Origin of the sequence: Arthrobacter globiformis NBRC 12137 (assembly GCF_000238915.1) — a bacterium.
Taxonomy (GTDB): domain Bacteria; phylum Actinomycetota; class Actinomycetes; order Actinomycetales; family Micrococcaceae; genus Arthrobacter; species Arthrobacter globiformis.
In genome coordinates this window covers 1-18,673 of the sequence record NZ_BAEG01000077.1, presented here as the reverse complement: position 1 = coordinate 18,673, position 18,673 = coordinate 1, and the positions used below count along the sequence as shown (strand labels likewise).

General features: G+C 62.4%; 17 protein-coding genes and 1 pseudogene. 10 read left to right on the top strand and 8 right to left on the bottom strand.

The genetic code is table 11. From position 1 onward, the window contains the following. Window positions 1–4 precede the first annotated feature (4 nt). Together pepD and budC are read right to left on the bottom strand one after the other, a co-directional pair. Window positions 5–1,480 carry a beta-Ala-His dipeptidase gene (pepD, locus tag ARGLB_RS14135; protein ID WP_003803638.1) on the bottom strand — a complete coding sequence of 492 codons (1,476 nt, stop codon included), beginning with the start codon at window positions 1,478–1,480 and terminating at the stop codon, window positions 5–7. A gap of 60 nt (window positions 1,481–1,540) precedes the next feature. After that, window positions 1,541–2,341, bottom strand: coding sequence for a meso-2,3-butanediol dehydrogenase (budC, locus tag ARGLB_RS14130; RefSeq protein WP_003803637.1), 801 nt, complete (start codon window positions 2,339–2,341; stop codon window positions 1,541–1,543). Between the two features lie 463 nt (window positions 2,342–2,804). Between budC and ARGLB_RS24145 the strand changes: the two are divergent. Further along, window positions 2,805–2,947: pseudogene (locus ARGLB_RS24145) on the top strand (TIGR01457 family HAD-type hydrolase); the annotation flags it as partial. Window positions 2,948–3,263: 316 nt separating this feature from the next. Continuing rightward, window positions 3,264–4,241, top strand: a complete 978-nt coding sequence (locus ARGLB_RS14125) for an aldo/keto reductase (protein ID WP_003803635.1) — start codon at window positions 3,264–3,266, stop codon at window positions 4,239–4,241. Between the two features lie 351 nt (window positions 4,242–4,592). On the opposite strand, the gene ARGLB_RS14120 is transcribed toward ARGLB_RS14125, so the two are convergent. The 6 genes from ARGLB_RS14120 to ARGLB_RS14095 all read right to left on the bottom strand — a co-directional run bounded on the left by ARGLB_RS14120 (window position 4,593) and on the right by ARGLB_RS14095 (window position 10,847). After that, entirely contained in the window at window positions 4,593–5,273 is a 681-nt protein-coding gene (locus ARGLB_RS14120) for a GntR family transcriptional regulator (protein WP_043419228.1), read from the bottom strand. A gap of 97 nt (window positions 5,274–5,370) precedes the next feature. Next, complete coding sequence (locus tag ARGLB_RS14115) at window positions 5,371–6,159, bottom strand: SDR family NAD(P)-dependent oxidoreductase (protein WP_003803630.1); 789 nt, start codon at window positions 6,157–6,159, stop codon at window positions 5,371–5,373. Window positions 6,160–6,220: 61 nt separating this feature from the next. Beyond that, a complete protein-coding gene (locus ARGLB_RS14110; RefSeq protein ID WP_003803628.1) occupies window positions 6,221–7,075 on the bottom strand; it encodes an NAD-dependent epimerase/dehydratase family protein in 855 nt (284 codons plus the stop codon). Between the two features lie 72 nt (window positions 7,076–7,147). Next, window positions 7,148–8,299, bottom strand: a complete 1,152-nt coding sequence (locus ARGLB_RS14105; protein ID WP_003803627.1) for a substrate-binding domain-containing protein — start codon at window positions 8,297–8,299, stop codon at window positions 7,148–7,150. 59 nt (window positions 8,300–8,358) lie between these two features. Further along, a complete protein-coding gene (locus ARGLB_RS14100) occupies window positions 8,359–9,348 on the bottom strand; it encodes an ABC transporter permease (protein ID WP_003803626.1) in 990 nt (329 codons plus the stop codon). After that, window positions 9,345–10,847, bottom strand: coding sequence for a sugar ABC transporter ATP-binding protein (locus ARGLB_RS14095; RefSeq protein WP_217491548.1), 1,503 nt, complete (start codon window positions 10,845–10,847; stop codon window positions 9,345–9,347). The genes ARGLB_RS14100 and ARGLB_RS14095 overlap by 4 nt, the downstream gene beginning before the upstream one ends. Window positions 10,848–11,160: 313 nt before the next feature. Between ARGLB_RS14095 and ARGLB_RS23635 the strand changes: the two genes are divergently transcribed. The 8 genes from ARGLB_RS23635 to ARGLB_RS14060 all read left to right on the top strand — a co-directional run bounded on the left by ARGLB_RS23635 (window position 11,161) and on the right by ARGLB_RS14060 (window position 18,225). Next, window positions 11,161–11,307 carry a hypothetical protein gene (locus tag ARGLB_RS23635; RefSeq protein ID WP_175304997.1) on the top strand — a complete coding sequence of 49 codons (147 nt, stop codon included), beginning with the start codon at window positions 11,161–11,163 and terminating at the stop codon, window positions 11,305–11,307. A 145-nt stretch (window positions 11,308–11,452) separates the two neighbouring features. Continuing rightward, complete coding sequence (locus ARGLB_RS14090) at window positions 11,453–12,307, top strand: sugar phosphate isomerase/epimerase family protein (protein ID WP_003803620.1); 855 nt, start codon at window positions 11,453–11,455, stop codon at window positions 12,305–12,307. Continuing rightward, window positions 12,304–13,308 carry a dihydroxyacetone kinase subunit DhaK gene (locus ARGLB_RS14085; RefSeq protein ID WP_003803619.1) on the top strand — a complete coding sequence of 335 codons (1,005 nt, stop codon included), beginning with the start codon at window positions 12,304–12,306 and terminating at the stop codon, window positions 13,306–13,308. Before ARGLB_RS14090 ends, ARGLB_RS14085 begins: the two co-directional genes overlap by 4 nt. An 8-nt stretch (window positions 13,309–13,316) precedes the next feature. Next, window positions 13,317–13,979, top strand: a complete 663-nt coding sequence (gene dhaL, locus ARGLB_RS14080; protein ID WP_003803617.1) for a dihydroxyacetone kinase subunit DhaL — start codon at window positions 13,317–13,319, stop codon at window positions 13,977–13,979. Window positions 13,980–14,043: 64 nt separating this feature from the next. Further along, window positions 14,044–14,907 carry an NAD(P)-dependent oxidoreductase gene (locus tag ARGLB_RS14075; protein ID WP_003803615.1) on the top strand — a complete coding sequence of 288 codons (864 nt, stop codon included), beginning with the start codon at window positions 14,044–14,046 and terminating at the stop codon, window positions 14,905–14,907. Between the two features lie 89 nt (window positions 14,908–14,996). Beyond that, a complete protein-coding gene (locus tag ARGLB_RS14070) occupies window positions 14,997–16,325 on the top strand; it encodes an MFS transporter (RefSeq protein WP_083839663.1) in 1,329 nt (442 codons plus the stop codon). 39 nt (window positions 16,326–16,364) lie between these two features. Then, on the top strand, window positions 16,365–17,204 hold the full coding sequence (locus ARGLB_RS14065) for an alpha/beta fold hydrolase (protein WP_003803612.1): 840 nt from the start codon (window positions 16,365–16,367) through the stop codon (window positions 17,202–17,204). A 550-nt stretch (window positions 17,205–17,754) separates the two neighbouring features. Then, complete coding sequence (locus ARGLB_RS14060; RefSeq protein WP_003803607.1) at window positions 17,755–18,225, top strand: ribose-5-phosphate isomerase; 471 nt, start codon at window positions 17,755–17,757, stop codon at window positions 18,223–18,225. Window positions 18,226–18,673: the final 448 nt, after the last annotated feature.

The following is an 18,673-nucleotide window of genomic DNA, read 5'->3' as shown; positions in this document are numbered from 1 at the left end:
GTGATTAGTCGTCGAGGCGGCGCAGCAGCTCCACCAGTACGTCCCAGACAGGCTGGACCGTCTTGTAGTTGAGGCGCTCTTTAGTGGTGTGCACATCAAACGCTTCGGGGCCTACGGAAATCATTTCCACGCCAGGCAGCTTGCTGGCGAAGATTCCGAGTTCGAGGCTCGAGTGGGACACTTCGACTTCAGGATCACGTCCATGGACGGTCTTATAGGCCTGTTTGGCCTGCGCCAGCAGGGGCGACTCCGGCTGAAAGGGCCACTCGGGGCAGTCCGCGAAGGTCTGCACTGTTGCGCCCTCTCCTGCGATGTCGGCCAGCCCGCGAATTCGGTCGAGGATTTCGTACTTGCGGGAGGACACTGCGCTGGGAATGGTCGAGAGTACGCGCAGCTTCCCGTCGCGAATCTCAATCTGAGCTACTGTGTTTGAGCTCTCCACCAGCCCGTCAGTAGTGAGACTCATGCTTTGCACGCCATTCGGGAGCAGATTAAGCACCCGAGCAACCTTTGAGGTGGCAGCCGCGGTGGCGGCCTCGGGGCCATCGGGCACGGAGGAAGCTGAGCGCTGAATTTCGATCAGAAGGTGTGGGTCGCTGACGCGGTACTCGGCCTTGATACTGGTTGCCAGGTCCTGCAGCTCTGTGATGAGGCTCTCAGAAGACTTGTGTGGGACGAAGACGGAGGCCTTGGCCGCATTGGGTATGACGTAGCGGTTAACGCCTCCGTCGATGGTGAGGAGCTGGGCGGCTGCCGAGTCCGATGCTTTGCGCAGGAGACGCGCGATGAGCATGATCGCGTTGCCTCGCCCGTGATGGATGTCGAACTCCGAATGCCCGCCCTCGAGTCCGTGTACGTTGATCTCGATCACGACGCCGTCCTGGGGGGCTTCAGCTGTCGGCAGCGGCATTTCGAACCATGCTGAGATGTCGCCGGCGCAACCCGCGAAGATCGAGTTTGGGTCGTGCCAGTTGAAATCGATAAGCCGCCTTCCGGTCACTTCCTTGACGTCGAAGTGGAGGGCGCCGGCTTTGCCCACCTCTTCCTGCACGGTAATGATGGCCTGAATGGGCGGGTGGGCCAGGTCCTCAGCGCCCAGGATGGCCATCATGAACGCGACGCCTACGCCATTGTCCGCCCCAAGGGTTGTGCCGGAACCCGTTATGAAGTCGCCGTCCATGCGAAGGCGCACGCCTTCCTCGAGCATGTCGTGGTCAACGCCTTCATCTTTGGCCAGCACCATGTCCATGTGACCGTGGAATACCAGCGGGGCGGCAGATTCGTAGCCTTCGGTTCCGGGTTTCTTGATCAGCAGGCTCCCGATGTCGTCTTGGCTTACCTCAAGTCCCCTTTCCCGGGCGAAGTGTGCCAAGTGGTTGCTGATGGCCTGCTCGTGGTACGAACCGCGCGGTATGTTGCTGATCTCCTCGAAATACTTGAAGAACGCCTTCGGTTCAAGGTCCAAAATCCGACTCGTCATGGGTGTCCTGCTTCCTTTTACTGGCTGTTGGATGAGCGGCCGACCGGCCATTTCGATTAGTTATAGGGGTGAAGCAACGGGTTGCATTTGCGGGAGGTTGTTCGCGTCGGGCTGACCGTTCCAAGCGGCAACTCCTCCATCGACGGGCAGTATGGCGCCGTTGATAAATGAGGCCTCTTGGGAGGCAAGGAACATAAAAGCCGCGACGACGTCTTCGGGCTCGGCGAGCCGTCCGAGCGGAACCGTACGAATGAAGGCCTCCTCCAGCCCTGGGTGAGACCGGAAGTTTGCTTCAATCAGAGGCGTGCGGACGGGGCCGGGGGCAACTGCGTTGCAGCGCACACCCATGGGGGCGTAATCGATGGCAAGGCTGCGTGTTAGGTTGACCAGCGCCCCTTTGGCGGCGTTGTACGCCGAATAGGCGTAATCAGCGGAAGTCCCGGAGATGGAGGCCGTCATCACGATGTTCCCTCCGGATTTCATGAGCGCCGGCAGGGCCGCGCGGGTCAAGTAGAAGACTCCGTCAAGATCGATGGACATGATGCGGCGCCAGGTCTCTGTCGTGGTTTCGCCCAAGCGTCCCGTCGGTGCGATGCCGGCGTTATTGATCAGTACGTCAATTCCTCCGCAACGTCCCACAATGTTCTGAATCGCCTGTTCGACACTCTGTTCATCGGCCACGTCGACCTGCATCGGAAACACCTGGGGCCCGATCTCGTCTGCCAGCCGACTCAGTGCTTTCTCGTCCACATCCAGTGCCGCTACCATCGCGCCCTTCGCTACGAAACCCTTGGTGAGGGCGAGCCCTATGCCGGACGCGGCACCACTGATGACGACAATTGCGCCGTCGAATCTGCTCATGCAATCCACTCCCTTGTGATGTAGGCAACACTTGCCCCAGTAAGTAAAGACTGATTGACGTTTTTTTGTCAACATTTATTTGTTCTACGAACCCGGGCCTATGATGGTTACTATCGCAAGAGCCCGTAGTGAGAGCACCATTGGGCCCCTTGCCGCCCGAGGGGTGGCCGCAACAGTCCCCACGCTTGGCGCAGTAGAGCCAAATGCAGAAAGAGCCGCCCGATACCGACGTGGCAGGAACGGCTGTGTCCGGTGCCTTGCTGATTCCGCGGCGCGCCTGAGCAACAGCAATGCTGAACCGGAGGGTCTGTCCTGGGCGGCGGCATAGAGAGGCCACTTGTGGCCAGATCCGTCAAAGTTGTGCTGGCCGAAAAGAAGATCGACCTCGCCGACTACCGGTCCGGAAGAAGGGGGAGATGTCCATTGTCAAAACGGGGGGGACATTGAATGTTGACTGACGGATATGGGCGGCGTGCTGGTCCATGAAGCCAGGTGGGGTCTGGCGCGGCGGAACCCACCTGCGCTTGGTTGATTTTCACGCCTCGCGACCTTGCAGCGAGACTGCGTGCCTCCGAAGCGGAGGTTCCGGAGGGGAACGCCTGGACCGAGGAATGTACCGGTCGGAGGCCGCCGGCTATCGCCGGCGTGGCAGGGTCTAGCGCCCCCGGGCCGATTTCAGACCAGTGTCCCCGCACGAGCTTAGATTCCTCCGGAGGGAGGCGTCGGCCAAGGGACCCCGGTAGCTCGGCCATCGCACCCATCGCCGTCACACTATCGCCAGATCCTGGCTGTAGTGGCCTTGCGACGAGAACTCGACCATTGGTGCAATCGAGGGACCGGACCTGCCGTTTCGGCTTCATCCGCGAGAAGACACCCACTTCCCCCGTTTCCCTTTTCGATAACGAAGGAGAGGAATGATTCTGTGAAATACACCAAACTTGGAAAGTCCGGTCTTGAGGTGTCGGCGATAGCACTGGGGTGCATGAGCTACGGGGAACCCGGAAGAGGTACACACGGGTGGACCCTCTCTGAGGAGGAAAGCCGCCCCTTCATACGGCAGGCGCTGGAGCTGGGGATAAATTTCTTCGACACGGCGAACGCATACTCGGACGGCACCAGCGAAGAGATCGTCGGACGTGTCCTTAAAGAGCATGCCCGCAGGGACGAAACGGTCATCGCTACCAAGGTCCACCACCGAATGCATGAGGGCCCCAACGGGCAGGGGCTTTCGAGGAAGGCCATTCTGCAGGAGGCGGAGAACAGCCTGCGGCGTCTGGGCACCGACTACATCGACCTGTACATCATCCACCGTTTCGACGAGTCGACGCCCCTGGAAGAAACACTGGAGGCACTGAGCGACCTTGTGCGCCAAGGCAAGGTCCTTTACCTCGGGGCATCCTCCATGCATGCCTGGCAGTTCTCCAAGTGTCTGCACCTTCAGAACATGCACGGCTGGGCGCGCTTCGTCTCCATGCAGAACCACTACAACCTGATCAACCGCGAAGAGGAACGCGAAATGCTGCCACTATGCCTGGATGAAGGGGTCGGAGTCACGCCGTGGAGCCCCCTGGCGCGCGGCCGCCTAGCCCGTGCCTGGGACACCACGAGCACGCGCACGGGCCTGGATCTCGTGGGGCAACGGCTTTACAACAACTTTGAAGACTCCGACCGCCAAGTCGTGGACGCTGTGGGTCAGATCGCCGAAGCCAGAGGCGTTCCAAGGAGCCAGGTGGCACTTGCCTGGCTGCACGCCAGCCCGGCGGTGGACGCGCCCATTGTCGGGGCGACCAAGGCCCACCACCTTGAGGACGCCGCAGGATCCGTTGATCTGACGCTGACGGAAGATGAAATCGCCGGGCTCGAAAAGTTCTACGTTCCGCACCTGCCCACAGGATTCTAGGCCATCCGAAGTACGGGACTGTTCCGGTGGCCCTGATTTCTTCCATCGCACCGGTGCGAACGGCTGGGGACGAAGCGAACCGGGGACGGCATCGCCAAGGAATAGGCGTCGCCGAGGCTCATGAAGGAGCGGCGGGGTCCCCTAACGGAGCCCCGCCGCTCAAGTCGTGGAAGCGGATATTCCTCTCCTGAGACCCCAACGGGCTGTTTCAAGCGTCTGAATTCGCTTCGTAGCCCCGGGCAGGATTCGCGCCTCACACCGTGCAGTAACGGTAACGCGAGTGCCGTCAGCGGCCGGACTGACGACGCCGACTCTCTATTGCGGGAGGTGCTGCTCTGAAGTTGTTGTTGGTTACCCTGCCGCTTCCTGCAGCTCTGGCTCGACCAGGTCCCCGACATAGCGGGAGCAGAAATCATTCATGTGATCGCTCAATGCGGCCACGGCCTTTTCCTCCACTCCGGACTCGATGGCCTCGACGATCTGGATGTGCTCATCAAAGCGCATCCTGCCACTGGCTTTGTCCGGTCCCGCAGCGATGATCATCATCTCAATCTGTCCAATGAGGTTCCGCCACCCTGCGAGCAGGGTGGGATTGCCGGCAAGCGCGCAGAGCCGCTCGTGGAACTTCAGGTCAACTTCGAGTTGCCGGGAGAATTCAATGCCTGGCTCCTTGAGGGGCTCCAGGTCCCGCCGCAGTTCGGCGGTAATTTCCTCCCTCCGGTCGCTCGCAACGATTTTCCTAGCGGCGAGCGTTTCAAGCGTTGCACGCACTTCGAAGACGTCCAAAATTTCTTGGGAAGTCAGTTCGCGCACGAGCATGTGGCGCTTGCCGTCGTCTACGATGAGGCCTTCGATTTCAAGGGGCCTAAGGGCCTCGCGCAGCGTGCCTCGGCTGACTCCCATTTCCTCGCTGAGGTGCATCTCCTTCAGGTGCTCGCCGGGTTTGATGGCACCGGAGATGATCTGGTCGCGCACGTACTGCGTGCAGCGATCCCTAAGCGTTCTCTTATCAAAGGCGGAGACCGGAGTCATTTGGAGCACCTTCGTTCCTAGTTAATTGTTGACATTTATCATAACCGTGCGCGGGGGCGAACGGTCAGCCCCCGCGCACGGCAGTTCGGAAAACGTGTCAGGGTTTTGCGGCCCTGCCCTGGCGGGCGGCTTTGTACGTTTCGGTCAGGAAGCGGTTGAAGAAGCCGGCGCGTTTGGTCGCCCAGTCGCCACCTACGACGTGGTCCTTGCCTTTCATCATCGCCTCATAGCCCTGTTTGGCGACGAGGACCCGGTCGTTTTTCTTCATTCGTCCAATGTCCGTATTGCCCATACCGGCCCGGGCGTGGAAGTCACTGTCCGTTGCGCCAGGCAGAAGCGCCGTCACGCTGACTCCTTCGGTCTTCAGTTCCTCCCGGAGTGATTCTGCGAAGGAGAAAACGAAGGCGCGGCTGGGGCCGTACACCGTTTCGTACGGCGTGGGCTGGGTCGCTGAGATGGACGATGTGAACAGGATCCGTCCTGACTGGTTTGCCTGCATGTGGGTGACCACACGCTTGGCCAGGTGCACAACCGAGGTGACGTTGACGTCGATGAGCTTGAGCTCCTCATCCAGGTCGGTATTCCAGAACGCAGCCCCGCCGACGCCGATGCCAGCGTTGATCACTGCGACGGCAATGGGCCGTCCGAGTGCTGTTGCTTCCTTCCAGAAGCGTTCGACTTCCTCGGGTTGACTCAGGTCGGCCTGGACAGCGGTGACTTCCGCACCATAGCGCTTGAAGTCCTCTGCTGCATGGAAGATTTTCTCGCTGCGGCCGGTGGCCACCAGGTCGTGGCCGTTCTGGGCCAGTTGGAGGGCCAGCTGGTATCCGATGCCGTTGGAGGCGCCGGTGATGATGGCCAGTGGCCGTGCTGAAGAAGTAGTCATGATCTCTCTCTATCTTGTATCTCGCGCTGCGCGGGGCGCACGTCGGTGCCGAGGCTTGGCGTCAGACTTCGTTGCGCCAGGTGTGTTTTGGGTCGTAGCCGAGCATCTTGCGGGCCTTGTCGATGGACAGCAGGGTGTCGTTGGGTCCTTCGGGTGCCGTGTAGGGGACGCCCGGGTAGAACTCCGCAACGAGTTCGGAGTTGGGGCGGGTCATGACGGTGTCGGCGTTGGCGATGATGAACGCCTCGAAGCCGGTGCCGGCGTATTCCAGGGATTTGCGGACCGCCTGGGCGGCGTCCCTGGCGTCGACGTAGCTCCAGAGATTGAATTTGCGCAGGGCCGGTGTGTCATCAAAGGCCGGGAAGGGAGCGTAGTCTGCCACGTCCATCACGTGCGAAAAACGAAGGGCGATCATTTTTAGGTCGGGGTCGCGTCCGGTCAGGACGCCGGCCATCTGTTCTTCGAGGAACTTGCCCAGGGAATAGGTCGTTTCGGGCCGTGCGACGTTTTCGTCCACGGGAATGTACGGGGGTACCCGGTCGAAGGGCAGGCCGAGGACTGATTCGCTGGATGCCCAAACGATGTTTTTGATGCCGGCCTGGTTTGCGGCGGCGAAGACGTTGTAGGTGGAGATGAAGTTGTTGCCGAAGGTTGCTGAGTTGGTGCGCAGGCCGGGGCGCGGGATCGCGGCCAGATGGACGACTGCGTCGACTTCGGAGTATTGCTCGTCGATGGCGAGCATGGATTCCAGGGTTTGGCCGAAATCGGTGAAGTCGACCTGGATGAAGGGGGCAGGTGATTCGGACCGTGGTGCTGCGTGGTCGAGGTTGATCACGTCCCAGCCGTTTTCGGCGAGTTCTTTGACGACGGCGCGGCCGAGTTTGCCGCTGCCGCCGGTGACGATGACGCGTGCCATGGAAATCGTGTCCTTTTCTTGGGTGGCTGGCGGTGTCCGGTCCGGAGCTGGCCGGACCGGACACCGCTGGGGTTACTTGCAGCCCGATGTGTTCTTGCAGGCGTTGACGATATCGGCCGGTGCCGGGGAGTCGAAGACGATCTTGAAGGAGTCGGTGAGGTTGGACTTGGTGACGGCCAGGGCAGGGGCTGCGATGTAGGAGGGTGCCTTTTCCCCGATCAGGGACAGCATCATGGCGTTGGCTTCGGCCTTGGCCTGGTCGGTCAGCCGCTGGGCACCCACGCCTACAATGTCGGCTCCCTGGGCGCTTTCGGCTGTGAGCTGCTGGCCGAGGTCGATGGTGGCGACCGGGATGTTCGCGCCCTGGCCGCGAAGAGCGCTGATGACCTCCAGCGCGGGGGCATCCCAGACGACCCACAGGCCCTTGATGTCCGGGTTGGCGGTGACGAAGTCGCCGCCAACCTGGCCGGCCTTGGCCGGGTCGCTGAAGGCGGTTTCTTTGACCTTGATGTCGGGCCTGTTCTTGGCGAGCCATTCCTTGGCGCCCTTGGTGCGTTCATTGGTGGCAAAGATGTCGTTGCCGAAGTTCACCAGGCCCATGGTGCCGCCGTCGGGAATGCGGGAGGCGAGCATTTCGGCTGCGACCTGTCCGTTGCCTTTACCGTCAGCCTGGACGGATGACTGGTAGTCGGTGGGGTATTTCAGTCCCTTGGGAACCTGGTCGATCATGACCAGCTTCATTCCGGACTTGCCCACCTTGGAGAACGCGGCCGCCGTGGCGACGTCGTCGACGGGCACACCGAGGATGCCGTCCGGCTTCTGCTGGATCAGGTTCTCGAGGTCGCCGATCTGCTTCTCGGCCTTCCACTGTGCATCGGTGATGCCGATGACCTGGACGCCGTTTTCCTCGAACGTTTTCTTCAGGACTGTGGTCTGTACTTTGGCGAAATCTATGTCCATGGTCTGCATCGAGATGCCGACCTTGAAGTTGCCTGCCCGCACCTTGGCGGCCTGTTCGGCGGTGAGGCTCACATCCGAGGGCAGGGCAGGCTTTTCGCCGTTGGGGCCAAGGCCGACGAGGCCTTTGGGTTCAACGGAGGCGGGGTCGATGGTCGGCGCACTCTCGGTGCTGCTGGCGGTTCCCGAGGAACATCCGGCGAGGAGGATTGCGCTGAGGATGGCGGCCGTTGCAGCGGCGCTTTTGGATGTCTTCCACGTCTTCATGGAGTGCTCCTGTTTGTTGGTGGTTTGGTGCGAACGTTTGAAAGGGGGAGGCGGATCGATCATTTGCGGCGGCTGAAGGCCACGGCGGCGATGATAATCGCGCCCTTGACCACCAACTGAGCCTGGGAGCTGACACCCATGAGTGTCAGACCGTTATTGAGGACACCGATCATCAGGCTGCCCAGGACCGTGCCGAGGATCGCGCCCCGGCCACCGAAGAGGCTGGTTCCGCCGAGGATTACGGCGGCGATGACATCCAGTTCCAGACCGGCGGCGATGTCGGGGCGCGCGGCGTGGGCGCGGGCGGTCAGGATCAGGCCGGCGAGTCCGGCCAGGGCGCCGGTGATGACGAAGGCCAGGGTCTTGGTGCGGCGGGTATTGATCCCGGAGTAGCGGGCGGCGGTGGCGTTGCCGCCGGTCGCGAACACCCGCCGGCCGAATGTGGAGAAATGCAGCACGTACGCGCCCAAAGCGATGACCACGATAGTGATGACGATGGGTGCCGGGACGCCCAGGATCGCGCCCTCACCGAATGAGTCCCAGAAGGTCAGGCTGTTGACCACGACGGGCGTTGTGCCGGTTAGCATGAGGGCAATTCCCCTGGCGATACCCAGCATGCCCAAGGTCACCAGGAATGACGGGATCGCCAGCAAGGTGGTCAGCAGGCCGTTCACCAGTCCCACCAGGGCGCCGGTCGCGAGGCCGGCGGCGGCGCCGAGGGCCCAGTTGCCGCCTGATTGCTGGATGGCCAGCGCTGCACTCATTCCCGACAACGCCAGGGTCGATGCCACGGAGAGGTCGATTTCTCCGGCGATGATGACGAAGGTCATGCCCACGGCGATGATCGTGACCAGGGCGGTCTGTCGGCCGATATTTAGGAAGTTCGAGGAGGAAAAGAACACCGGGGAGGCGAAGCTGAAGGCCACTATCAGCACGGCGAAGGCAGCGTAGAGAACGTAGGGGCGGTCGCCGCGCACGAGGTTCTTCAGTGTTTTCACGCTTGGCGCAGTGCCTCCGGCTTTGGCGGCACTTTGGGCTGTCAGGCTCATGACGGGACTCCTGGAGTAACGGGACTTGATGTGTGGACGAGGTGGTGAAGGGCTTCTTCGGAATCCACTTCATCCCTGTGGATGGTGCGGATCGTGCGTCCGTCCCGGACGATGGTGATCCGTTGACACAGCAGCAGCAATTCGGAGAGATCGGAGGAGACCACCAGGACCGCTGTCCCTGAGGCTGCTGCCTGCCGGATGACGCCGTAGATTTCTTCCCGCGCGCCGACGTCGACGCCGACGGTTGGCTCGTCCAGGAGCAGTAGCTCGCACCGCGGTTCCCGCCACTTACCGAACACGACCTTCTGCTGGTTTCCCCCCGACAGGGTGCCAACGACCGTCTTGCGGTTCTGGGCCTTGATCGAAAGCTCTTTCATGGCAGCGTGGGAGCGCTCGGCCGCTCCCTTGCGGCTAAAAAAGCCCAGGCGTGTCAGGGGTTTGAGCCGGGGAAGCGCGATGTTGCGCTCGATCGAGTCGTCCATGACAAGGCCTTGGCCGTGGCGGTCTTCGGGCACCAGGCCAACGCCGGCCCGTATGGCGTCAACGGGCCCGGCCGGCTTAAACGGCTGCCCGTGGATCTGCAGCTGGCCCTGGCGGGGACGGCGAAGACCAAAGACGGTCTCCAAGATTTCCGTCCGCCCGCTGCCAATGACGCCGGCAAGGCCCATGATCTCTCCGCTTTGGACCTCGAGGTCCACCCCCCGCAGCCGCTGGTCGCCGACTCCACTCATGGCCAGTGCGGGCACGGACCCGGTCGCGCGTTGGACGTGGTCCTGCTTCGGTCCATGGCCCTGGACGGCGTCGGCTACTTCGGCGGCCATAGTCCGTGGCCCGATGATGGCGCTCACCAGTGACTTCATGTCCATGTCGGACGTGGGATAGGTGCCGACCCGCAGGCCGTCACGGAAGACCGTGACGCGCTGGGACAACTTGAAGACCTCCCCGAGCCGGTGGGTGACGTATATCACACCCACCCCGCGGGCGGTGACCTTGCGCACGGCGTCGAAGAGGACCTCCTCCTCCCCCTCACTGAGCGCCGAGGTCGGTTCGTCGAGAACGAGTACACGCACGTTGCTCATGAGCGCCTTGGCAATCTCGGTCATCTGGCGGTAGGCGAAGGGAAGGTCGCCCACGACAGCCCTGGGGTCGAGTGGAAACCCATACTCGGCGAGGAACGCTTTCGTCCGGCTCATGATTTCTGACTGCTTCACTGCCCCGAAGGCGGTGCGGGGTTCGCGGCCCAGAAAGATATTTGCCGCGACGGTCAGGGAAGGGACCTGGCTCAGCTCCTGGTAGACGACCGCAAGTCCTGCCGCCCTGGACTCAGCAGGGGACCGAAAGGATTTTTCTTCACCGAAGATCTTCAGGGTCCCGGCGTCGCTGCTTTCCACACCCGCGAGAACTTTGATCAGGGTGGATTTGCCTGCGCCGTTTTCACCCAGAAGGGCGTGGACTTCGCCGGGAGCGAGTTCGAACTCGACCCCCCTCAACGCCTGCACGGTCCCGTAAGTCTTTCGAAGGCCGGAAACCTCCACAAGTCGCTCCGCCGGTGCAGGGGGCGTGGGAGCCTGGGACGGCTGATCACCGGACAAGGGGGCGACCGTTCGCCTAATGCTGTGTTTCACGGTGGTGCTCCTCAAGGGGCGTCGTCGTTGTCGCACACCGGGGTGCTCTGGATCCGAGCGTAGTGACAGGGATCACTGCGCGTCAATACTTTGTCTAACAAATATTTGCCTAACATTTTTTGTTGACAAAAATTTGTCTTACAAAGTAGTGTGTGAGGTAAGCAACACTTCAGTGAAGGACCCCCCAATGCAACGTCGCACAAGCACCTCGCCCCTCCGATACACAGACTTCTACGGGATGCTCTCGTACAAGGACTTTCTCGTAGCGGAGGCCGCCGGGACCCTTGCCGATTACGCCATCAGCGCGCGCACCGACCTCGAAGATGCGGCCTGAGCGCCGTTGAGGCTGCAGAAGCACGTGTGATCAAGACCAAAACCTGCCCCCGTGGAGGCCCGCGGACGATTCGCGGCCGGGCGCGAGCGACAGCAATGACGCAGGCGAACATCAGCAAACACACACAAGGAAGTGAGCGATAGCCGTGACTACAGCTACCGGAGCCATAAGGCCTGCCAGCCTTGCATGCTCCACCATCTGTTTCCGCAATGAGGAACTCCCCCAGGCCCTCCGGCAGATCCGGCAGCAGGGATTTGATGCGATCGATCTCGGAGCCCTGCAGGGTTTATGCGAGCATGTCCCGCTGTTCGGCTCAGCCGAGGACATGAAGAATGCCGGCCGGATCGTGCATGAATCCGGCTTGGAGGTTCTGAGCGTTAATGCCGACCCTGGCTCCTTCAACGACGATGTCCCCTCACTGGAGATTCTGGACCGCATAGAGGCACTGACCGTCTTCTGCGCTGAGGTCCGGGCCCCTCTTCTCTTGTTGCCCTGCGGCTCCCGGGAACGCGACGACGTCCCCTACCGCCAGCAGCTCGAAGCTGTGGCGTCAGGCATTAATGCTGCTGCCGCCACCTCTGCCCGCTACGGAGTTCAGGTCGCCGTCGAGGCGCCCCACCATTACCGGCTCGTCAACACGCTGGAGCGTGTGCGGGACCTGATTCCGCTTCTCGACCCCGCCGTGGGTCTGGTGTACGACGTTTCCCATATCCGCGCCGCCGGTGAAGACCCAGCAGCTGCGTATGCCGAGTTCGCTTCCCGCGTCGTGCATATCCATCTCCGCGACGCTGAAACCGGCGACATCCGCAAAGTATTGGGATCGGGCGACGTGGACTTCGCGGAGTTCCATGAGGCCTCGCAGCGGGCGGGCTATTCCGGACGCTACGTGCTGGAACTCGAAACCCACGACAGCCCTTTCGCCACCAAAAAGGACGAAGTCGCCGACGCCCTCCAGCGACTCGACCACGTTTTCCGCTCCCCAGCAAAGGCAGTGAAATGAGCCGATTCCTCAATGATCCCGACAACGCCGTCACAGAAACTCTCGAAGGTTTTCTTCTGGCACACCCGGAACTGGAACGCCGCGGCACCAGCCGCGTTGTGACATCCTCCACTCCCCCGACGGGCCGCGTGGCTGTCGTGACCGGCGGGGGTTCCGGACACAAACCGGCGTTCATCGGCTACATCGGAGATGGAATGTTCGATGCCGTGGTCTGCGGCGATGTGTTCGCCTCTCCGCCGGTAGGCAGCGTCCTGGAAGCAATCCGCACCGTCAACACCGGGCACGGCGTCATGCTCTTGTTGGGCAATTACTCCGGGGATGTCATGAACTTCGAAATGGCAGCAGACATGGCCCGCGATGAAGGCATCGACGTCGAGATGGCAGTGGCCACCGACGACCTCGGAGCCGGCAGCAACGTCCGTCCGGACCAGCGGCGCGGGGTCAGCGGTCAGTTCCTGATCTGGAAGACCGTCGGCGCGGCCGCCCGCCAAGGTGCATCCCTCGCCGAGCTCAAGCAGCTCGCACTGGATGTGAACTCAGCGACCCGCACCATGGGAGTCTCCCTTAACGGATGCACCCTGCCAGGGAGCACCAAACCCACCTTCAGTCTCGATGAAGGGCAGATGGAGGTAGGCGTCGGGCACCACGGCGAACGCGGCCGCTCCACCGAACCCCTCGTCCAGATGGACGAAATTGTTGATCGGCTGGTCGATGAGATTGACCAGGATCTCCAACTGCGCGAGGGCGACCGCGCCGCGGTCGTCATCAACGGTCTGGGCGGCACACCGATGCTGGAGCTTTACATCGCCTACCGCCGCGTTGCCAAGGTCCTGCAGGAGAAGGGCGTCAGCATCGAAGTGAACTTCGTGGGCGAGTACTTCACCGCCCTGGGCATGCACGGTTTCTCCGTTACCCTCATGCGACTCAACGACCGCACCCTTGGCCTGCTCAAGGATCCCGCCCGCACCCCGCATTTCACTCAAACCTCCACCCCAAACTAGGAGACATCATGTCCTGGGATCTCAAAGAAGCCCTGCTCCACGCCAGCAAGAACGTCCAAAGCGCCCGCGACCAGCTCTGCGACCTCGACGCCGCCCTCGGTGACGGCGACCACGGCACCTCCATGGCACGCAGCTTCGCCGCTGTCGAACGCGAACTTAGCTCCACCGAGTCGAACGAACCTGCGGACCTGCTCGAGCTGGTGGGCAACACCGTCCTGAACGCAGTGGGCGGGGCCATGGGCCCGCTGTTCGGCTCAGCGTTCCTCTCCTCCAGCACTGCGCTGCGCAACGCCGATCCGTCCCTCAGCAGCCCCGAGCGTACCGCCGCGGCCATCGCCGCCGCCGCAAACGCCATTCAGCGACGGGGCAAGGCCTCCGTCGGAGACAAGACCATGGTCGATGCCATCGTCCCCGCTGCCGAGGCTGCAGCCACTGCTGCCGGTCAACCCGATGCCACCTCGGCCACCGTCCTGCGGGCCGCCGCCGAAGCCGCTGCTGCCGGCACCGAGCACACTAAGGAACTGATCGCCCGCATCGGCAGGGCCAGCCGCCTTGGTGAGCGAACGCTCGGTCACCAGGACCCTGGCGCAACCTCCATCACCCTGGTCCTGGAAAGCCTTGCCGCATCGGCCGGCGCACCCGTCGGGCACCCCGTCCTCACCCTCAACTGAATCTGCCAAGGAAAACAAACATGAGCATCAAGCCCCGCAGACAGCATGGACTGGAGGCAGTCAAATGAACGTCTCTTTCATCGGCACCGGCGCGATCGGCCTGCCCATGGCCAAGCGCCTGATCCCGCACCACAATGTGACAGTCTTCGATCTCGCACCCGACCGTGTCAATGAGCTTGTCCAGCTTGGAGCCTCCGCTGCGGAGTCCGCAGCGAAGGCGGCTGCTGCATCCGAGATCGTCATTCTCATGGTCGCCACACCGGACCAGCTCGAACAGGCCGTCTTTGGGCCTGACGGGGCAGCCGAAGGTTTCAAGATCGGCGCCACAGCGGTCATCATGAGTTCCGTGGGGGTGGAATCGGCAACTTCGGTCGCTGACAGGCTCACCAAACAGAACGTCCGGGTTGTGGACGCCCCGGTCACGGGCGGCGTCGTGCGCGCAGTCACAGGCGAGCTCACCCTCCTCACGTCCGGTACCGATGAGGACATCGAAAGGGTAAGGCCTGTCCTGCGGCACCTGGGGACAAAGCTCGCCCGCTGCGGTGGCAGGGTCGGCGACGGCCAAGCTGTCAAGCTGGTCAACCAGCTCCTGTGCTCGGTGCACCTTGCTGTCGCGGGAGAAGCCCTCAATTTCGCCAAGCGGCTGGGACTCGATCCCGAAGAGGTCCTCAAGACAGTCGGGGCCGGGGCCGCAGCATCCTTCATGCTCAACGACCGCGGCCCGCGCATGCTCAGCGTCGATGAACCCCCGGTGCTCAGCGCAGTGGACATCTTTGTCAAGGACTCGACGCTGGTCAAAGATGCAGCGGCGCGGGTTGGCGCCGATGTTCCCCTCCTGGAGGAGGCCAACGCAAAGTTCAAGGACGCCTCCGCCGCGGGTTTTGGACGCCTCGATGACTCCTCCGTCATCAGGGCTTTCGAGGGCTAGGCTCACGGCAACTCATCGCCACCGCCCGGAGCAGCATCTCGACAACGAGCCGAAATCCATTCAGCATCTAGATAAAGATTAGGACGAAGATGTCTACAACCACTCCATCGGCGCCAGGCCGCCGACCAGCGCATGTGCCCAACGCCCGGTGGTGGCGCGTGGGCGGACTGCTGCTGATCTCCTACCTCGTCGCTTACATTGACCGGACCAACATGTCCATCGCGGCCCCTGCGATGTCCAAGGAACTTGGACTCGATGCCTCCCAGATGGGGGTCCTGCTCTCGGCCTTCTTCTGGGGCTACGTCGTCAGTCTGGCCTTCGCCGGACTCGTCGTCACACGGTTGGGCGCCAAACGTTCCATGGTAATCGCTCTGATCGTCTTTGGGCTCGCATCCGCCGCCACTGGCATGACCCATGACTTCACCCAGCTCATCATTGTTCGTGTGCTGCTGGGACTCGGCGAAGGGCTGGTCTTCCCCGCGATCACTATCTTCCTCGTCAAGTGGTTCCCCTCGTGGGAACGCGGCCGCGCCTCAGGCCTGTCGCTGCTGGCCATCCCGATCTCGGCAATCATCATGGCCCCTCTGGGCGGCTGGCTGATCGGTAACTGGGACTACCGGGCCATGTTCATCGTCCAGGGCCTGCCGCCGGTCATCATCGCTGTTATCGTGTTCTTCCTCATCAAGGATGATCCAACGAAGGACAAACGCCTCTCGGATGCCGAGCGTACCTTCATCCTTGAGAACCGCGCCTCGGGCGAGAAAGAACAGGGCGGGGCGTGGCGTGATGTTTACCTGAACCCGCGGATCTGGCTGATCAGCATCACCTACCTGCTGTGGCTTACCGGTCTCTACGGTTTCAACCAGTGGCTGCCCACGATCCTTACCGAGGCGTCGAAGGAAGGCATCCAGGCCGTTGGCTGGCTTACCACCATTCCGTTCGTGTTCGCGGCCGCCGGCATGTACTTTGCCTCCCGGCAGTCCGACAAGCACGACGGCCGGCGCACACCGTTCATCGCGATCCCCATTGCCCTCGCTGGCGTGGCCCTGCTGGCCCAGCACTTCGTCCCCGGCAACCTGTTCCTCGACATCGTCTTCCTGAGTATTGCCTGCATCGGCTTGCACTCCGCCTTTGGCCCGTGGTGGCCGTGGGCACTGGAAGGCGTACCACGCAACCAGACCGGATTCGCCTCCAGCTTCATCCTGTCCGTTGGAAACTTCGGCGGAATCATCGGCCCCATCCTCGTTGGTCTGCTCACCGGTGGCGGCGCCGTCTCCCAGGGCTTTTACACCCTCGGCTACGTTCTGCTCGCCTCGGCAGCACTCTCCGCCGTCGTGGTCCGCGCCCGCAGGAAGCACCTCGCACGAACCGCCGCCGCCGAGAAAACCCCTGAGTCGCCAGCCACGGCCGCCAACTAGTCGAACTTTCCTTCATCCGAATCATCAGGAGCACCGACCATGCCCAACGTCGAACACCATTACGCTCAGCTCAACGACCTGAAGATGCACTACGTCACCGCCGGCCATGGGAAACCACTGGTCCTGCTTCACGGCTACCCGCAGAGCTGGTACTGCTGGCGCGAAGTCATCGAGCTGCTTGAGGACGACTACTACATCATCGCCCCCGACCTCCGTGGCCTCGGTGACACCACGCGGCCATGGTCCGGCTACGACAAGAAGACCATCGCCGCCGATGTTTGGGAACTACTCACCGAACATCTCGGCATCGAACGCTTCGCCGTAGCCGGCCATGACTGGGGAGGCACGGTAGCGTTTTCACTGGCCGCCGACCACCAGGACGCCGTAACCCACCTTGCCGTCGTAGACGTCGCCATTCCCGGGGACGGCCAGGCGAACATTGGCCAGGCCGGACGCCGCTGGCACCACACTTTCCTGCAGACTCCCGACCTGCCCGAAGCCCTCATTGAAGGCAGAGAGCACCACTATTTCGGATGGTTCTTCACGAACTACGGGTACCGGCCGGACTGCATCACCCCCGATGCGGTCGAGGAATACCTGCGGACGAACACCACCCCCGGCGCCCTCCGGGCAGGCTTCGCCTACTACCGGATGGTCGGTCAGGACGTTAAGGACAACGAATCCCGCGGCGCGAAGATCACAGTGCCCTCCCTCGCCGTCGGCGGAGCCAACGGGTGGGTCCGCGGGCCCGAAGTCGGCAAGTCCCTGCGCCTGATGGCCGAAACAGTCGATGAACTGATCATCGATGAATGCGGCCACTGGGTACCCGAAGAACAGCCCGAAGCCCTTGCCAAGGCATTCAAGGACTTCTTCGGCTAGCCCGACACACGGTGCCGGGAAGTTGCAGCAGAAGGAGGGCAGGTTGTGAAGCTCGTTCTATGCGTAGCCGATCACAAGGAATGGGACGTGGAAGAATTCAATTCCCTGGGCTGGCCGGGCATTAACCTGCGACGCCGTCACCTCATCTGCCTGGCGTGTGGAGGAAAAGCCTTCTTCAGAAGGTCAGGCCGAAACGCTCTCCCCACCTTCGGCGCCCGTCACCTCGAAGGCTGCAAGCTACTCCGCCCGGGCTGGACCGCCTTCCGGTACCTACAGTGATCGCACGCCTGTGAGCTCTTTTGAAGCGGACGTGCCCACATAGCGTCAGGTGACGGTGGCCCTGTCAAGAACCGACTTGGTCGGATTTGTCCCAGACGCCGCGGGGCTGGAGGGAGTCACGAAGGCGCCGTGCTGTTTGAAGATCGTCTCAAGCAACACACGTCTCATTTTCACGAGTCCAAGGCCGATGCCCGTGAGCCGGGTGAACGGCAACGGCAGCTCTGCGGTCCCATGCCGGGAGTCAGTTCCATCACGAACGTAAGGAGAAAACATGAGCAACAAACTGCGCCTGGTCGTCGGGTCCGACGACGCCGGATTAGAGTACAAGGAAGCCCTGAAGGCGGACCTGGAAGCCAGTGACCTGGTCGAGTCCGTGACCGACGTCGGAGTGGACGCCACCAGCCACACCCCGTACCCGTCCGTGGCCATCGCCGCCGCCGAACTCATCGCCGCCGGCAAGGCAGACCGTGCCCTGCTGGTCTGCGGCACTGGCCTGGGCGTCGCGATCGCCGCGAACAAGGTCCCCGGCGTCCGCGCCGTAACCGCGCACGACTCCTTCTCCGTTGAGCGCTCCATCCTGTCCAACAACGCCCAGGTCCTCACCTTCGGCCAGCGCGTCGTCGGCCTGGAACTCGCCCGCCGCCTCGCCAAGGAATGGCTGACCTACACCTTTGACGAGTCCTCGGCCTCCGCCGAGAAAGTCACCCTGATTAAGGACTACGAAGGCATCGCTTCCTGCTAGGCCGCTCTGTTGGCCCACCAACAGAGCAAGCCGATTCTCTCCCGAAAGTGCACCGGCAAAATAGGAATGCAGGTCCCGGTGTGGCTGCATAGCGGCAAGGCGTGCTGTTCCAGGTCGGCCCGGAACAGCACGCCTGTTGCTTCTTCCCCGGAAGGCGGAGCACAGCACTCATGGAGTGCGAAATTCAGACCTGCACGCGCATGCCGGTGCGGGGTCGCCCGATCTACTTGTCGGTTTCGTCGGCCCAGAGGCCAGCACGCCATCCAGGTGGTCAGCCATCGCGTGCCTCGCCGCGGCGGCATCCCGGTTCACGACTGCCGATCGGATCCTTTCGTGGGAGGAGTTCTTTTACATTTAGAAGCTCTGGCCGGCGGAGCCGAGCTGCTGGGTTGCTTCCACAATCCGTGCGGCGAGGCCGGCCTCGGCGGAGGCGCCCCAGACGCGGGGG

Coding starts and splice junctions, on each gene's coding strand:
- pepD (WP_003803638.1), bottom strand. CDS start 1,480: ATGACGAGTCGGATTTTGGACCTTGAACCGAAGGCGTTCTTCAAGTAT.
- budC (WP_003803637.1), bottom strand. CDS start 2,341: ATGAGCAGATTCGACGGCGCAATTGTCGTCATCAGTGGTGCCGCGTCC.
- ARGLB_RS14120 (WP_043419228.1), bottom strand. CDS start 5,273: ATGACTCCGGTCTCCGCCTTTGATAAGAGAACGCTTAGGGATCGCTGC.
- ARGLB_RS14115 (WP_003803630.1), bottom strand. CDS start 6,159: ATGACTACTTCTTCAGCACGGCCACTGGCCATCATCACCGGCGCCTCC.
- ARGLB_RS14110 (WP_003803628.1), bottom strand. CDS start 7,075: ATGGCACGCGTCATCGTCACCGGCGGCAGCGGCAAACTCGGCCGCGCC.
- ARGLB_RS14105 (WP_003803627.1), bottom strand. CDS start 8,299: ATGAAGACGTGGAAGACATCCAAAAGCGCCGCTGCAACGGCCGCCATC.
- ARGLB_RS14100 (WP_003803626.1), bottom strand. CDS start 9,348: ATGAGCCTGACAGCCCAAAGTGCCGCCAAAGCCGGAGGCACTGCGCCA.
- ARGLB_RS23635 (WP_175304997.1), top strand. CDS start 11,161: ATGCAACGTCGCACAAGCACCTCGCCCCTCCGATACACAGACTTCTAC.
- ARGLB_RS14085 (WP_003803619.1), top strand. CDS start 12,304: ATGAGCCGATTCCTCAATGATCCCGACAACGCCGTCACAGAAACTCTC.
- dhaL (WP_003803617.1), top strand. CDS start 13,317: ATGTCCTGGGATCTCAAAGAAGCCCTGCTCCACGCCAGCAAGAACGTC.
- ARGLB_RS14075 (WP_003803615.1), top strand. CDS start 14,044: ATGAACGTCTCTTTCATCGGCACCGGCGCGATCGGCCTGCCCATGGCC.
- ARGLB_RS14070 (WP_083839663.1), top strand. CDS start 14,997: ATGTCTACAACCACTCCATCGGCGCCAGGCCGCCGACCAGCGCATGTG.
- ARGLB_RS14065 (WP_003803612.1), top strand. CDS start 16,365: ATGCCCAACGTCGAACACCATTACGCTCAGCTCAACGACCTGAAGATG.
- ARGLB_RS14060 (WP_003803607.1), top strand. CDS start 17,755: ATGAGCAACAAACTGCGCCTGGTCGTCGGGTCCGACGACGCCGGATTA.